At 66.9% G+C, this 15320-nt stretch carries 14 protein-coding genes and 1 pseudogene; 3 read left to right on the top strand and 12 right to left on the bottom strand.

The features are described from left to right. The 4 genes from ACHFFA_RS12515 to sdhC form a co-directional block, all read right to left on the bottom strand. Nucleotides 1-680 (bottom strand): glycoside hydrolase (locus ACHFFA_RS12515; RefSeq protein WP_394271157.1); only part of this gene is annotated, 680 nt, incomplete at its 3' end. A gap of 2 nt (nucleotides 681-682) precedes the next feature. Further along, complete coding sequence (gene sdhA, locus ACHFFA_RS12510; protein WP_394271156.1) at nucleotides 683-2512, bottom strand: succinate dehydrogenase flavoprotein subunit; 1830 nt, start codon at nucleotides 2510-2512, stop codon at nucleotides 683-685. Next, nucleotides 2512-2898: a succinate dehydrogenase, hydrophobic membrane anchor protein gene (gene sdhD, locus ACHFFA_RS12505; RefSeq protein WP_394271155.1), complete on the bottom strand. Its 387-nt coding sequence runs from the start codon at nucleotides 2896-2898 to the stop codon at nucleotides 2512-2514. Before sdhD ends, sdhA begins: the two co-directional genes overlap by 1 nt. Before the next feature lie 7 nt (nucleotides 2899-2905). Continuing rightward, entirely contained in the window at nucleotides 2906-3286 is a 381-nt protein-coding gene (gene sdhC, locus ACHFFA_RS12500; RefSeq protein WP_394271154.1) for a succinate dehydrogenase, cytochrome b556 subunit, read from the bottom strand. A gap of 109 nt (nucleotides 3287-3395) precedes the next feature. On the opposite strand from sdhC, the gene ACHFFA_RS12495 reads away from it, so the two are divergent. From ACHFFA_RS12495 to ACHFFA_RS12485, 3 genes are read left to right on the top strand one after another with little or no spacing between them, the layout of a single operon-like run. Further along, nucleotides 3396-4106: an SDR family NAD(P)-dependent oxidoreductase gene (locus tag ACHFFA_RS12495; protein ID WP_394271153.1), complete on the top strand. Its 711-nt coding sequence runs from the start codon at nucleotides 3396-3398 to the stop codon at nucleotides 4104-4106. After that, a complete protein-coding gene (locus ACHFFA_RS12490; protein WP_394271152.1) occupies nucleotides 4096-5004 on the top strand; it encodes a 50S ribosomal protein L11 methyltransferase in 909 nt (302 codons plus the stop codon). The genes ACHFFA_RS12495 and ACHFFA_RS12490 overlap by 11 nt, the downstream gene beginning before the upstream one ends. Beyond that, entirely contained in the window at nucleotides 4977-5750 is a 774-nt protein-coding gene (locus tag ACHFFA_RS12485) for a DUF2459 domain-containing protein (protein WP_394271151.1), read from the top strand. The genes ACHFFA_RS12490 and ACHFFA_RS12485 overlap by 28 nt, the downstream gene beginning before the upstream one ends. On the opposite strand, the gene ACHFFA_RS12480 is transcribed toward ACHFFA_RS12485, so the two are convergent. The 8 genes and pseudogenes from ACHFFA_RS12480 to ACHFFA_RS12445 form a co-directional block, all read right to left on the bottom strand. Continuing rightward, entirely contained in the window at nucleotides 5644-6786 is a 1143-nt protein-coding gene (locus ACHFFA_RS12480) for a serine hydrolase (RefSeq protein WP_394271150.1), read from the bottom strand. The two genes, ACHFFA_RS12485 and ACHFFA_RS12480, sit on opposite strands and share 107 nt — an antisense overlap. A 42-nt stretch (nucleotides 6787-6828) precedes the next feature. Continuing rightward, the gene (ligA, locus tag ACHFFA_RS12475) at nucleotides 6829-8847 is read right to left on the bottom strand and encodes an NAD-dependent DNA ligase LigA (RefSeq protein WP_394271158.1); all 2019 of its coding nucleotides are present in this window, start codon (nucleotides 8845-8847) and stop codon (nucleotides 6829-6831) included. A gap of 35 nt (nucleotides 8848-8882) precedes the next feature. Then, nucleotides 8883-10547 carry a DNA repair protein RecN gene (gene recN, locus ACHFFA_RS12470; protein ID WP_394271149.1) on the bottom strand — a complete coding sequence of 555 codons (1665 nt, stop codon included), beginning with the start codon at nucleotides 10545-10547 and terminating at the stop codon, nucleotides 8883-8885. Nucleotides 10548-10612: 65 nt separating this feature from the next. Further along, entirely contained in the window at nucleotides 10613-12628 is a 2016-nt protein-coding gene (locus ACHFFA_RS12465) for a CapA family protein (RefSeq protein WP_394271148.1), read from the bottom strand. Between the two features lie 75 nt (nucleotides 12629-12703). Beyond that, complete coding sequence (locus tag ACHFFA_RS12460; protein ID WP_394271147.1) at nucleotides 12704-13501, bottom strand: outer membrane protein assembly factor BamD; 798 nt, start codon at nucleotides 13499-13501, stop codon at nucleotides 12704-12706. Between the two features lie 184 nt (nucleotides 13502-13685). Further along, complete coding sequence (locus ACHFFA_RS12455; RefSeq protein ID WP_394271146.1) at nucleotides 13686-14552, bottom strand: HNH endonuclease; 867 nt, start codon at nucleotides 14550-14552, stop codon at nucleotides 13686-13688. A gap of 110 nt (nucleotides 14553-14662) precedes the next feature. Further along, the gene (locus tag ACHFFA_RS12450) at nucleotides 14663-15130 is read right to left on the bottom strand and encodes an IS5 family transposase (protein WP_394271145.1); all 468 of its coding nucleotides are present in this window, start codon (nucleotides 15128-15130) and stop codon (nucleotides 14663-14665) included. A 64-nt stretch (nucleotides 15131-15194) separates the two neighbouring features. Then, nucleotides 15195-15320 (bottom strand): annotated as a pseudogene (locus tag ACHFFA_RS12445) (transposase); the annotation flags it as partial.

The raw sequence follows: 15320 nt of genomic DNA, 5'->3' as shown, positions 1-15320 counted from the left end.
CGGTTTGAATTGAACCAGAACTGCGTTCCCTCGGCCCAGTATTCCTGGATCGTGGTGACGGTGTATTCGTCCCGCCAGAGCCCGGTTTCCAGCGCATTGGCATAGGCAGCTTCGACCTCACGATAAAGCGGCTGGTCGACGGCCTCGATCGCATAGAGCACATTGTGCGCCAGTTCGTGAACGAAGATCGTTTCGCCGTAATAGCGACTGCCGGGTTTGCCGAGCACGTCTTCTTCCGCCGCCGCCATCCGCCGGCCCCCGATGCCGCGGGCGCGGGCATCCCAATAGGCGCGATCGGTCAATGCGCCGATACGGGTATCGTAATGCTTGATCTCGCAGCGGGTCAGCCGTGGATCGTCCCGGGTCGGCTTCTTCCAGTCGCGGTTCTCCGGCAGATCGAGCAACGCCTCGTCTTGCGCGATGATCGCGATGCGATAGTCGTTAGCCGCCAGCCATTGCGCAAGGTCGGGGCGGGCGGACAGCATCTGGACGGCCATCGACCGTGCCGCGACGAGCGCTTTGGGAGAAACCCGGTCCGACGAGAGGATCGCAATCCCGGCCGCCGAGACATGGCGGGTGTAGAATGCCGGCGCGCCCAGTGCGGGTGGTGGCCGCCCGACCCCGCCCGCGCAGCCTGTGACCGCAAACGCGGCGAGCGCGAGCGCCCACCGCGCACCCATCATCAATAGACCCGCTTCTTCGGCTCGATGTATGCGACATCGTCCGTGAGGGTGTATTCGTGGACCGGACGATAATCGATCCTCATCGCCCCGCCGTTGCCGCCCCAGCCTTCGAACCAGGCCAGCGTATGCTTCATCCAGTTAACATCGTCGCGATCGGGATAATCCTCGTGCGCATGAGCGCCGCGGCTTTCCTTGCGGTTCTCTGCCGAAGCAATGGTGACGTTGGCCTGCGCCATCATGTTGTCGAGTTCCATCGTCTCGACCAGGTCGCTGTTCCAGATCAGCGAGCGGTCGGACACGTGAATGTCCTCCATCCGCTTGTTGACCCGGGCCAGCAGATCGACCCCTTCGGCCAGCAGCTTGCTGTCGCGGAACACGGCGGCGTGCTTCTGCATGCCCTTCTGCATTTCCGCCCGCACCTGCGCCGTGGGCGAGCCGCCATTGGCGTGGCGGAAATGGTCGAGCCGGGTCAGTGCAAGGTCGGCGCTGTCCCTGGGCAGTTCGTCAAGCGCGGTGCCGGGCTTGAACTGATCGCGCAGTCGGTGCCCGGTCGCACGGCCGAAGACGACAAGATCGATCAGCGAGTTCGAGCCGAGCCGGTTGGCGCCATGCACCGAAACGCAGGCCGCCTCGCCCACGGCGTACAGCCCTGGGACCGTCTTTTCCGGATCGCCCGGATCGCCGGCGATGACTTCGCCGTGATAGTTACAGGGAATGCCGCCCATGTTGTAATGCACCGTGGGCGTCACCGGCAACGGCTCGCGCGTAAGGTCGACCCCGGCAAAGATCTTGCCGCTTTCGGTAATCCCCGGCAGCCGTTCGCCAAGCACCTTGGGATCGATATGGTCGAGGTGGAGATAGATGTGGTCCTTCTCCGGCCCGACGCCTCGCCCTTCGCGCATTTCCAGCGCCATCGAGCGGCTGACGACATCGCGGCTGGCAAGATCCTTGGCCGAAGGGGCATAGCGTTCCATGAAGCGCTCGCCTTCGGAATTGGTCAGGTAACCGCCCTCCCCCCGCGCGCCTTCGGTGATGAGAACGCCGGCCCCATAGATGCCGGTGGGGTGGAACTGGACGAACTCCATGTCCTGCATGGGCAGGCCCGCGCGCAGCACCATGCCGCCCCCGTCGCCGGTGCAGGTATGGGCACTGGTCGCGGTGTAGTAACAGCGGCCGTAACCACCCGTCGCCAGCACCACCGCGTGGCTGCGGAACCGGTGGATCGTCCCATCGTCGAGGCACATGGCGATGACGCCGCGGCATTCGCCGTTGTGCATGATCAGGTCGATGGCGAAATATTCGATGAAGAACGTCGCGTCGTACTTCAGGCTTTGCTGATACAGCGCGTGGAGCATGGCGTGCCCCGTCCGGTCCGCCGCGGCGCAGGTGCGCTGCACCGGCGGGCCTTCGCCCATGTTCTGCATGTGCCCCCCGAAGGGGCGCTGGTAGATCGTCCCGTTCTCGTTCCGGCTGAACGGCACGCCCGCATGCTCGAGTTCGTAGACCGCCTGAGGGGCTTCGCGAACCATGTATTCGATCGCGTCCTGATCGCCCAGCCAGTCCGAACCCTTGACGGTATCGTACATATGCCACGACCAGTGATCGGGGGTATTATTGCCGAGGCTCGCCGCGATCCCGCCCTGCGCCGCGACCGTGTGCGAACGGGTGGGAAAGACCTTGGAGATGTTGGCGGTCTTCAGCCCGCTCTCGGCGGCGCCCATCGTCGCGCGGAGGCCGCTGCCGCCCGCGCCGACGACGACGACGTCATAATCGTGATCGACGATCGGATAGCTGCGGCCGCCGATTTCGAATGCCGAATTGAACGCCATCAGGCGGCACCTCCGAATGCGAGGCGGGCGATCGAGACGAGTCCGAAGGCCGCGCCGCCAATGGTCGCGAGATTGAGCAGCAGGATGAGGGCGAATTTCGAGCCGCCCTCATGCACATAGTCCTCGATCAGCACCTGCAGACCAAGGCGCGCATGCCAGAATACGCTGATGATCAGCAGCGCCAGCGCCGTGGCAGGCAGCAATTGCGAGGCCCAGCCGCTCATCGTGGCATAGTCGTAAGCCGGCAGCAGCGCGAGGCTGACGACCAGGAACAGGACCAGCACCAGGTTGCCGACCGCGGTGAAGCGCTGCAGCAGCCAGTGGCTGACCCCGTGATGGGCCGATCCGAGGCCGCGCACCCGGCCGATAGGAGTTCCGTCTACCATGATCTCGTCACTTCAGGAGGATGACCGCCCAGAACAGGGCAGTGAGGACAACGCCGGCAGCAAGCACGATGACGGACCAGGTCTTGTTGGTCGTCAGCTCGTATCCCGCCCCGATATCGAGCACGAAATGGCGCAGGCCGCTCGACATATGGGTGAAGAACGCCCAGCTCAGTCCGACCAGCACCACCAGGCCGAGCGGCGAGCCCATCACGTTGGCGAAAGTTTCATAGGCCCGCGGCCCGGCGGCCATCGCCCCCAGCCACCACAGCAGCACCGCCAGACCGACCAGCGCCATCCCGTCGCCGGTCACGCGGTGGAAGATCGAGACCGCCATGTGCGGGCCCCATTTCCAGATTTGCAGATGCGGCGAAAGCGGGCGGTTGGCCATGGATGAAAGCGTCCGTTGGATAGCGTCGGAAGGCTACTTAGCGAGAATGGCGGCAAGGGCAAGGCGGCCAGCCTCGACAAATGCCGCAAATATCGAAATAGCCCGGTGCATGACCTGCATCCTTCTGACCGGCGCATCGCGCGGGATCGGCGCAGCCGCGGCACGCCTGCTCGAACGACGCGGGGCGCATGTAATCGGCCAGTCGACCGCCGCCGGCGGGGCGGCCACCCTTGCCGCCGATTTTGCCGACCCCGCCGCCCCCCGCCGCCTGTGGGACGCGGCGCTGCACGAAGCCGGCGGCACGATCGACGTGCTGGTGAACAACGCCGGGGTCTTCCGGGCCAACCCGATCGACGCGGACGATGCGCAGTGGCTGGCCTCGTGGGAAGAGACCTTGCGCATCAACCTGACCGCCGCGGCCCAGCTCTCGCGCCTCGCGGTCCGGCACTGGCAGGATCGCGGCGTCGGCGGGCGCGTCGTCCACGTGGCGAGCCGTGCCGGACACCGGGGGGATTCGCCCGCGCACTGGCATTATGCGGCAAGCAAGGGCGCGATGCTGGCGCTGCACAAGACGATCGCCCGCGCCTATGCCGCCGAGGGCATCCTGAGCTTTGCGATAACCCCCGGCTTCACCGACACCGCGATGGCGGACGATTACCTTGCCAGCCGCGGCGGGCCGGGTCTGCTCGCCGACATCCCGCTCGGCCGGGTGGCGGAGCCTGGGGAAATCGCTACGCTGATCGCCTTCTGCGCGCTCGACGCCCCGCCCAGCCTGACCGGCGCCACGCTCGACGCGAATGGCGCAAGCTATGTCCGCTGACAGCTGGAAGGTCGTTGGCTTGTGCGACAAGGCCAGCGCCAAGGCGGCGCTGACGGCACAAGAGGGCCTTGCCGAATGGCCGGACACCTGGGTCGTCTCGGGGATGGAGATCGCCGAAGATCGGCCCGACGAATGGAGCCTCGAGGTCTATCTCGATCGCAAGCCTGGCGCCGCCGACCTCGCCCTGATCGCGCGCCTGTTCGGATCAGGTGCCCCCGAATTGAAGACCGAACGACTGCCCGAGACCGATTGGGTGGTCGAAAGCCAGAAGGGCGTCGAGCCGATCCGGGCGGGCCGGTTCCACATCCGCACGCCGGACCACCCAGCCGACGGGGGGATGATCGATTTGGTCATTCCCGCCAGCCAGGCTTTCGGCACGGGCCAGCACGAGACCACCGCCGGCTGCCTCGCCATGCTGGACCTGATGCGCCGCGAAGGGGTCCGCGTGCGCGATCTGGCGGACATCGGCACCGGCACCGGGCTGCTGGCGATGGCCGCACTGAGGCTGTGGCCGGATGCCCGCGCAACCGCCTCCGATATCGATCCGGTATGCGCCGGCGTGGTGGCCGACAATCTCGCCGCCAACGGGATGGCGCAAGGGCCGGGCCGGGGCGCGCTGCTGATGACCATCGCCGATGGCATGGACGATCCGCTGATTGCCGCGCGCGGGCCGTTCGATCTGATCATCGCCAATATCCTTGCCGCGCCGCTGGTCGAACTCGCGCCCGATTTCGGTGCCGCGACGCGCCTTGGCGGGCACCTGCTGCTGGCAGGGCTGCTCACCCGGCAGGAGGAAATGGTCCGCCGGGCAGCCTATGCCGCCGGCTTTCGGCTGGCCCGGCGCATGGTCAACGGCGACTGGTCGATCCTGTGGCTGCGCCGTCGCCGCTTTCGCTGATAGCGCGGATCGGCGGCCGGCTGATCCTGTGGCCGGTTGCGGCTGTAGCAACGCTGGCCACGTTTTTCCTGCTCATCGCCTGGATCGGCAGTTCCCTGCCACGCAATCGCGAATGGCGCGCGCCGGCGGACGGCATCGCGATCATGGTCGAAAGCAACGGCGTCCATACCGGGATCGTCATGCCGGTGATCTCGCCCGTTCATGACTGGCGAGCGACCTTTCCTTCGGCCGGCACGCCGCGCGATGCGGACGGCTGGATGCCGACTCACATTGCGGTCGGCTGGGGCGAGAAGGAGGTCTTTCTCGAGACGCCGACATGGGCCGACCTCAAGCTGTCGACTGCCCTGCGCATTGCAGTCAGCGGCGGGCCGGGGCTGATCCGCGTCAGCCACTACGTCAACCCGCAGCCTTCGCCGCATCACCGCGTGTTGCTCCTGCGCCCGGCGGAGTACGCCCGCCTCGCGCAGCGGATCGCCGCTGCCCTCCCCCCATTGCCGCCCGGCGCTGCCCGGCCGACCTATCCCGGTTTCGAGCCAGCCTCGCGCAATTACGACGCGGCGGGGCGCTATACGCTCGTCAATACCTGCAACCAGTGGGTCGCCGATACCCTCGCCCATGCGGGTGTCCGGATGGGCAGGTTCACTCCGCTTGCCGGGGGCGTGATGAAGTGGATACCGGAGCATCACGAGCAAGTGCGGGCGCGATCGGCGGCAGCTGTTCGTGATACGCGGCGACGGCCCGGGTAACGCCCTGCATCATCGCCATCCGCTCGGCATAGGAGGCGCGGGTCCGCTGGATCATCACCGCCACCGCATAGGAACGGCCATCGGGCGCAAACAGCAGGCCGACATCGTTATAGCCCGATTGCTCCCCGGCATATTCCTGCCCGGTGCCGGTCTTGTGCGCGATGGCCCAGCCGGGCGGCAGACCGCCCTTCAGGCGGCGCGGCCCGCTTTTCGTGCGGTTAAGGGTCTCGATCAGTTTGTGCGTCGTCGGCCTTGCCAGCACCTCGCCCCGGGCGATCCGGGCAAGGGCCACGGAAATGCCCTGCGCGCTCGCCCCGTCCATCGGGCTTGCCAGATAACGCTCGAACGCCGCCTTTCGGACCGGTTCGGGCAGGGCGGAACGGGCATCGTAGAAGCGGCGCCCGATGGCATAGCTCGGCCGCCATTCCAGACCCGCAATCTCGCTCTGCTTGGTGATTTCGTCCGTCCCGAACGTGATCCAGCGCAGGTTCTTGCGGTCGATCATCCCTTCCACCGCCCGCGGCCCGCCGACCCGGCGCAGGATGAGGTCGTTGGCGGTGTTGTCGCTTTCGGTCAGGGCCCGCGCTAGCAGTTCGTCATAGGTGGTGACGAACTGACCTTTCTGGCGGACGATCTCGCGAATAGGCTGATGGAACACGGTGAGATCCGCGGCGCGAACCACCACCGGCTCGGTGAGGTCCAGCTTGCCCCGATCGACCTGATCGAGCGCGGTCAGCGCCACCCACAGCTTGCTGACGCTTTGCTGGGGCATCGCCATCTCGGGCCGGTATCCGACTGTCACTCCGGTGGCGACTTCGGTGACCGCGATGCCCACCGTCCCGGCAAATCCTTGCCCCAGCCCGGCCAGCGCGGCCTCCAGCTGCCTGTGTTCCGGGGATGGCGTCATCAACGGAATGGGCGCGCCGCTCAGCCGCACCCGCTCGACCCGCGCGGCAGGTTCGGAGACCATCGTGAACAGAAGCAGGAAGCCCGAAAATCCGAACAGGACGAGGGCAAGAATGGCATTGCGCGACACGCCCGTGCGATTGCCCGATTGGCGGGCGCGATGCAACGCGTGTCAGCCGGCTTCCGCCACGATTTTCGCCCAGGCCTGCTCGTCGATGATCTCGATGCCGAGCGCTTCGGCCTTCTTGATCTTGCTGCCCGCGCCCGGCCCGGCGACCAGCAGATCGGTTCGCGCGCTGACCGCGCCGCTGGCCTTGGCACCCAGCCGTTCGGCCTGGGCCTTGGCCTCGTCGCGGCTCATCGTCTCCAGCTTGCCGGTGAAAACCACCGTCTTGCCGGCGACCGCGCTGTCTCGGGTCTCGACCTCGTAGCGCGGCGGGGAGAGTTCGCGCAGCAGGTCGTCCCACACTTCGCGGTTGTGCTCCTCGTGGAAGAAATCCCCCAGTGCCTCGACCACGGCGGCGCCGATCCCGTCGATCGAAGTCAGTTCCGCACGCGCCACCTCGTCGCCGCGGTGCGCTTCCTCGGCGGTTAGCCGCAAGGCGGGCAATTCGTGAAAATGGCGCATCAGGTCGCGCGCCGTAACCGCGCCTACGTGCCGTATCCCGAGCGCGAAAAGCAGGCGTGCGGCATCAGGAGCGCGGCGCGCCTCGATTGATGCCAACAGGTTATCCACAGACTTATCCTTCCACCCCTCCAGCGCGCGAATGTCCTCCCGGCGCTGGTGCAGGCGGAAAATGTCGGCGGGGCTTTCCAGCCAGCCGAGGGCAAAGAACTGGTCGATGGTCTTCTCGCCCAGCCCGTCGATATCGAGCGCACCGCGCGAGACGAAATGCTTGAGCCGCTCGGTCCGCTGGGCCGGGCAGACCAGCCCGGCGGTGCAGCGGACGTCCACCTCGCCCCCCTCGGCGACCGCTTCGCTGCCACATTGCGGGCAGTGGTCGGGGAACCGGTAGGGCGGGCGATCGACATCGCCGGTGAGGTTTTCGACGAGTTGCGGAATGACGTCGCCGGCGCGCTGGACCACCACCCGGTCGCCCGGTCGCACGCCCAGCCGCGCGATCTCGTCCCGATTGTGCAGCGTCACGTTGGTCACCGTCACCCCGCCGACGAGCACCGGGGCCAGCCGGCCCACCGGGGTCAGCTTGCCGGTCCTGCCGACCTGGATGTCGATCGCCTCCAATGTCGTTTCGGCCCTTTCCGCGGGAAACTTGTGCGCCAGTGCCCAGCGCGGCGCCTTGGCGACGAAGCCCAGCCGTTGCTGCCAGTCGAGCCGGTCGACCTTGTAGACTACTCCGTCGATCTCGTAGGGCATGGCCGCACGCTCGGCCCCGATACGGTCGTAATGGGCAAGCATGGGCTCGAGCCCTTCGACCCGGGCGAACAGGGGCGATACCGGCAGGCCCCAGTCCTCGATCCGGCGGACGATTTCTTCCTGTGTGGTGCCGGGCAGATCGCTTGCCGCACCCCAGCCATGCGCCCAGAACCGCAGAGGCCGCGCGGCGGTAACCTTGGCGTCCTTCTGGCGCAACGAACCGGCAGCGGCGTTGCGCGGATTGGCGAACAATCGCCCGCCCGCCGCCTCTTGCGCCGTGTTGAGCGCGGCAAAATCGGACTTTGCCATGTAGACTTCGCCGCGCACCTCGAACACCTCGGGCACGGTGCCGGCAAGCTGCTGCGGAATGTCGGCGATATGCGCGACGTTGGCGGTGACTTCCTCGCCAACCTCGCCGTCGCCCCGGGTCGCGGCGCGAACGAGGTGACCGCCTTCATAGCGGAGCGAACAGGAGAGGCCGTCGATCTTGTCCTCCGCCGTCACCGCCAGCGCCTCGCCATCGGCAAGCGACAGGAACCGCCGTACGCGGGCCAGCCATTCGGCGACCTCTTCCGCGGCGAAGGCGTTGTCGAGGCTCATCATGCGAACCTCATGCCGCACCTTGCTCAGCGGCGACGCGGCAACCGAATGGCCGACGCCGGCGCTGGGCGAATCCGCACGAACCAAGTGGGGAAACGCCTTCTCGAGCTCGGCATTGCGGCGAACCAGCGCGTCATATTCCTGATCGGTGATCTCGGGCGCATCCTCGGCATGGTAGAGCCGGTCATGCCGGGCGATCGCACGGGCGAGCCGCATGAGTTCGTTGGCAGCCTCCGCCTCGGTCGGTTCGCTCACACCCCCTCCAGCAGCCGGTCCGCCTGCGCGCGGGCCTCTGGCGTAACTTCTGCGCCGCTCAGCATTCGGGCGATCTCTTCCTGCCGGCCCGCCTCATCCAGCAAGGCGACGCTGGTGCGGGTGACGGTCCCATCGCTCGACTTGGCGATCATGTAATGCGTCCGCCCCCGCGCGGCGACCTGCGGGCTGTGGGTGACGGCCAGCAGTTGCCCCCCGCTGGAAAGCCGCGCCAGCCGCTCGCCGATGGCGCTCGCCACCGCGCCGCCGACACCGCGGTCGATCTCGTCGAAAATCACCGTCGCCGCCCCGCCCTGCTCGGCCAGAGCTACCTTGAGCGCGAGGATGAAACGCGACAGTTCGCCCCCGCTGGCGATCTTGGCCAGCGGCGCGAAATCGGCGCCCGGATTGGTCGCGATCAGGAATTCGACGGCGTCCATCCCCGCCGGACCCCAGCGGTCGTCGGGCAATGCGGTCACCGCCGTCCTGAACCGGGCGCTATCGAGCTTGAGCGGTGCCAGTTCCCGCGCGACCGCCTCGTCCAGCCTGGCGGCGGCGGCGACCCGCGTCCGGTGCAGCGCCTCGGCCGCCTCGCGATAGCGTTTCGCCCCATCCTGTGCGGCGGATTCCAGCGCATCGAGCTCTGCCTCCCCGCCTTCGATGGAGTCGAGCGCGGCGCGAAACTCGCGCATCTTGGCAGGCAGTTCGTCGACTTCGCAGCGGTGCTTGCGAGCCAGTGCGCGCAGATCGAACAGACGGGTTTCCGCCGCCTCCAGCGCCTGCGGATCGTGATCGAGCGCATCGGCGGCTGCGCGCAGGGCATCCTCCGCCTCGCCCGCTTCGATGACCGCCCGGTCGAGCGCTGCCAGCGCATCGCCGAGCAGCGGATGCTCGCCGGCGATGCGATCGAGCCGCCGCGCGGCTAGGCGCAGGCTGGCAAGTGGGGAATCCGAGCCCTCCCAGATCTGCCGCAATTCTTCCAGATCGCCTGACAGCCGCTCGCCCTTCTGCATATCGGCACGGGCCATCGCCAGCCGCCCTTCCTCGCCGGCCTGCGGTTCGAGGGCGGTCAATTCCGACAGATGCGCCAGCAGCAGGTCCTGATCCTCCTTCGCCTGGACCAGCGCCCGCCGCGCCTCGTCGAGACGGCTTTCCGCATTCCGCCATGCTGCATAAGCGGCGGCCACCTTCGCCGTCTGAGCGCCGGCGAAACGGTCGAGCAGATCGCGGTGCCCGCGCGGATTGACGAGCCCGCGATCGTCATGCTGGCCGTGCAGTTCGACAAGGAACGGCGCAAGGTCGCGAAGCAGCGCGACGCCCACCGGCTGATCGTTCAGGAACGCCTTGCTGCGGCCATCGGCACGAACCTGCCGCCGGATCAGCAGCGGCTCCCCGCCGTCAAGCTCGATATCGGCACCGTCCAGCAGGTCGAGCATCGGCTGCGGCAGCGCGGCAAACTCGAAACTGGCGGTCACGCTGGCCTTTTCCTCGCCCGCGCGCACCAGCCCGCTGTCGGCGCGGTTGCCCAGTACCAGCCCCAGCGCATCAAGCAGGATCGACTTGCCCGCCCCGGTCTCACCCGTCATCACGCCAAGCCCGCGCGCGAACTCGAGATCGAGTGCCTCGATGAGGACGACATTGCGGATGGCGAGGCGAGTCAGCATGCGTTGCGCCTGCTCTATACAAGCGCGCGCGTCGCGTCACCGGGCAACCGCCCGGGTGGCGACAATCAGCCGCCGGGCAGGGGCATTGCCGGCCGCGCATGGGTCCAGCGCCACGACTGTGCGGGATCGACGTCGCCCGGCAGATCAGGCCACTCGACCAGCGCCAGATCGTCCATCTCGACGGTCTTCACCCCCGTCTCCCTCCCGTCGGCAAAGTCGAACCGCAGGATGATGCGGAACGCCCGGGCGATCCCCGGCTGCTCGGCCGGCAGCTCGAAATCGAGGCTCAGCTTCTGCGGGCCGCCTCCCCCCGGGTGCAGGGTGACCTGGCCGACGGTGTCGCCCAGGATGGACGGGGTGGCCTCCTCGCCCTCCTGCGGCCGCGGCTTGGCGATCAGGGTCACGGTGGTCTGGCGCGGGACATGGACATCGGCCTGCAGCGTGAAGCGCCGCGCCGAAACATCTCGGATATAGCTCTTGGAGAAGACGTAGAACGGTTTTGCCGCGCCGAGCGGCAGGATCGCAAGCCGCGTGTTGCCGCCCGCCTCGCGGTAGTCGACCGATGCCTCGCGGCCGACCCAGAAGCGATCCCGGGCATAGCCGACGGCGACGTTCTCGAAATCGCCCCGCGGGATCATGTTGCGTCCGAACTGGAAGTCCTTGGCGGGACATGCAGGCGCGAGTGCGGCCAACCGAAATCGTGCCGGAGGTGCGCAGTCGGTTCTGGCCGCCCCCTTGCGCCGTGCCCAGACTGCCGCGTGTCCGCCGCTTTGGTGCAACGTGGTGCCCATCTCCCCCGACAGCCAGTAAAGCCGGCGCAGCACCGCCTCTCGCATCCCTCCCACTGCGGGGACCGGCCGGTAGTCGAGCATCTGCATCGGCACCACCTCAGCGCGCAGGAAGCGGCCATCCTCGAGCCAGACCTTCAGCCCGTAGGTAACGTGGGTGTGAGGATGCTCCTGATCGAACAGGAAATTGCCCAGCGAATGAGCGATCAGGCCTCCGCGATAGATCTCCAGCCCCTGTGTCACGTGGGGATGGTGACCGATGACCAGCGGCGAGCCCTTGTCGATCGCGGCGCGAAAGCGCGGCAGGGACATGCTGCTCGGCCGGTCGGCATATTCGAGATTGCCGTGAAACTGCATGATCGGCACGTATCCCGCCTGCCGTTCGCGCACGGTGATCCGCCTCACGGTACTGGCCAGACCCCAGGCCGCCCCGGCCTTTGTCGGCGTGGCGGTCTGGTTCGGCTCCCACGTCCCTCGCCAGCCGACGAAGCCGTAGATGGCGACCTTCTCCTGCCCGAGATCGAAGCGCGAGGCGCGTTCCGCCTCCTCGAGGTCCATTCCCGCGCCCGACCATGCGACCCCCGCGGCATCGAGGGCATCGATCGTGGTTCGCAGCCCCGCCGCCCGGTAATCGGCCGTGTGGTTGTTGCCGAGCGAGACATGGTCGATCCCCGCCCGGGCCAGCGCCAGCGGCAGTTCGGGAGGCGAGAAGAACAGATACTTCTTCGGCGCCGGCGGCCCCGGCTGGGTTGCGGCGACCACCGATTCCAGATTGATCGAAGCCAAGTCGCTGTGCGCGAAATAGGGCCGGATGGCCGTGAACAGGCGGTCGAGATCGCGGTCCAGCGTCACCCGGTCGAGCACCGCCTTCTCGCCCTCGCCCGCTTCGAAATAGCGCCGTCCGGCCATGCTGTCGCCGCCGAAGAACAACTCGACCCGGCCTTTCCTGCGCGCCACCAGCTCGATGGGCGGAATGCGCAGGCACTGGCAGTTCTCGTCGCGCAGCTCGGCATTGCCGAAAGTCTGCATCGTAGGAAAGATCGCCGCGCCGTTCGCCTCGACGTAGTAATAGCGTGACAGCGGCACCTCGGCCGCGAAGCCGCCCTGCCCGTCACTGCGCGCCGGCAAGCCGTTGACGGTGACCTCGATCCCGGAAAGATCGATCCGGTCCTGCGCCCCGTCGAGCGTGCCTTCGAAGCGCACCGCCGGTTCCGGCTCCTGCGCCCCCACTCGGGGTATGAGGCCGCACAGGGCAAGGACGATTACGGCAAGCGATAAGACCCGGCGCGGCATGGGCCGGCTTTACGCCGTCAGGGATGATTACTGGTTAACGCTTTCGCCCGCTGCGCCGCCGAGGGATGGCGACGGTCAGCTCGCCTGGACGCCGGCGGCGTGTTCCTCGACGAGGGCATAGGCCTTTTCGTACCATTCGTTGCCGGGATAGTTCGCCCCGAGCACCGCTGCGTATTTAACCGCCTCTTCCGGAATGCCCAGCGCCAGGCTGGTTTCGGTGAGCCGGAAGAGCGCTTCGGGCGCGTGGCTGGTGGTCTGGAAATTGTCGACCACGTTCTGGAACCGGATCTGCGCCGCGATCCACTTGCCCGAGCGTTCGTAATAGCGCCCGATCTCCATCTCCTTGCCGGCGAGGTGATCCTGCACCAGATCGATCTTGAGCGCCGCGTCCGAGGCATACTGGCTGTTGGGGAAGCGGCGGACCACCTCGCGCAAGGCCGTCAGCGCCTGCTCGGTGATCTTCTGGTCCCGCTCCACATCGCTGATCTGCTCGTAGTAGGAAAGCGCGATCAGATAGAAGGCGTAAGGCGCATCCTTGTTGCCCGGATGGATCGACAGGAAGCGCTGCGCCGCCTGGATCGCCTTGTTGTAGTCCGCCCCAACGTAGTAGCTGAAGGCGCTCATCAGCTGGGCGCGGCGGGCCCAGGGCGAATAGGGATGCTGGCGCTCCACCTCGTCGAACAGCGCGGCGGCGACCATCGGCTGCCCGCGATCGAGCCGCTCCTTCGCCTCGGAATACAGGGTCTCGACATCGCGGGCGACATAGGCGGTGTCCTTGGGCCGGTTGTCCCCGCCCCCGCAGGCGGCAAGCACGGTGGTGGCCGCCAGCGCCGCAAGGGCAAGCGAACGGGTGGTGCGCAGAGGTCTCGTCATGCGAGGCCCTATAACCGCGCCGCCCGTGAACGCCAAGTGAAGTGACGCCCCTTGCCACACTGTCGGAAAGGCCGAGCGGTGTCACACTTGTCACACAGTCCTGGGGGGAGAAATCCGTCTCCTTGCGCGAGCGGTTGCTTTGGGCGGCGGGAATAGCGGGGGGAGCGGGTGTAGGACAGGGGCTCTAGTGCTTGAAGCACTGCTCCCGGTGCCAGCGCAGGAACTGCGGAAGTGGCCTGTCACTTGCGCGCGCCGGCGCGATCGCCTTGCCGCTGCGGTTGATGATCCCTTCGACGCTAGCCGGGTCGTTGACGTGGCGGGATATCAACACCACAAGATCGTCGCTCAAGCTGATAAGGCCGCGGTCGAACATCCAGTGCGCGGTGCCTGAGAGCGCGAGGCCGTTACGCACGCTGTCTGGGCCGCCGTGTTCGACGGGGCGGATATGCGCCGCCTCGGTTTCCAGCCGCCCTCCCCCGTTGACGAGCTTCCACCCGGTGACCGCACAGCGCCCGTCATAGGCGTGGAGAACCGCGCGACGAAAGGCGCGGTCGCGGAAGGGGCGGTTGACGAGCGATTGCACGATGGGCCGCTCGATCTCGAACGGCACCTGCCCTTCGCGCACGCGCTCCAACGGCTCGATCTCGCCGACGCGCGGCAGCGTATCGTCCTCGGGCAACCCCAGAGCGATGATGCGCGCGAAGTCGGAATTGGACAGCGGACGCACGGCCGCCTGCGCATTCGCCAGATCACGCTCGACCGGCTGGCCGTCGACCTTGTGCGGGACGGTGGGCGAGAACGGCAGGTAGCTCCCCGGCTCGATCAGCGCGCGATAGCGATCCGAAATGTCGGGGTCAGGCACGACCCGCTCGACCTTCGCGACGGCAAAGAAGCCTTTCGACTGTGGCATCTTCACGGGCTCGCGATAGACGATCCAGTCGCCGACCATCCGTTCGGCGCGGCTGAGGTAGCTTTTCGGAAACTGGTAATGCACCTCGGGAATATCGTCATAGATCGACCCATCCTTGTGCATGAATACGCCGAAGGTCATTGTTCTTCTGCGGTGACTTTAGTTGTGGCGCCGGGGACCGGAACAGGGGAGTTACTTGGTGTAGGTGTCGGAAGCAAAGGAGCGGCAGGATTGATTAGGGTCCGGACTCATTAGAGCCACCATATGACGAAGGCGGCGATGGCGATGGTTGCCATGAAGGTTTTGATATTGCGGTCGAAGCGTGTGGCGACGCGGCGCCAGTCCTTGAAGCGGCAGAACATGCGCTCGACGACGTTGCGTTGGCGATAGATCTGGCGGTCGTGTTCGATCTGGACCTTGCGGTTGGACTTTGACGGGATGACCGGCGTGGTTCCGCGCTCGATCAGCCAGGAGCGCAAGGCGTTGCTGTCGTAACCTTTGTCGGCGACCAGATAGTCCGAGGGCGGCACGGCATTGATCGTCTGGATCGCGACCTTGGCATCATGCGTGTTGCCCGGCGTCAACAGGAGGACGTGCGGACGGCCTTTCTCGTCGCAGACGGCGTGGAGCTTGGTGTTCCGGCCACCTTTGGTGATGCCGATACCATGAGCCAAGGCCCCCCTTTTGCGCCTCCGGCAGTGCGGTGGACCTTGATACAACTGCTGTCGATGAAGAGTTTGCCAGGCACGCCCTCGACCCCGGCAAGCTGGCGAAGATGCGCTCCCACACGCCGCGCTCGGCCCAGCGCCGGAACCGGTTGTAAAGCGTCTTCTTCGGCCCGTAGACGTGCTCGGGACAATCGCCCCAGCGACCGCCGCTCTTCAGAGCATGGACAATCCCGGAGAGCAC

Source organism: Qipengyuania sp., from assembly GCF_043423005.1.
In the GTDB taxonomy this organism is placed as follows: domain Bacteria; phylum Pseudomonadota; class Alphaproteobacteria; order Sphingomonadales; family Sphingomonadaceae; genus Qipengyuania.
This window is presented reverse-complemented; position numbering and strand designations above follow the sequence as displayed.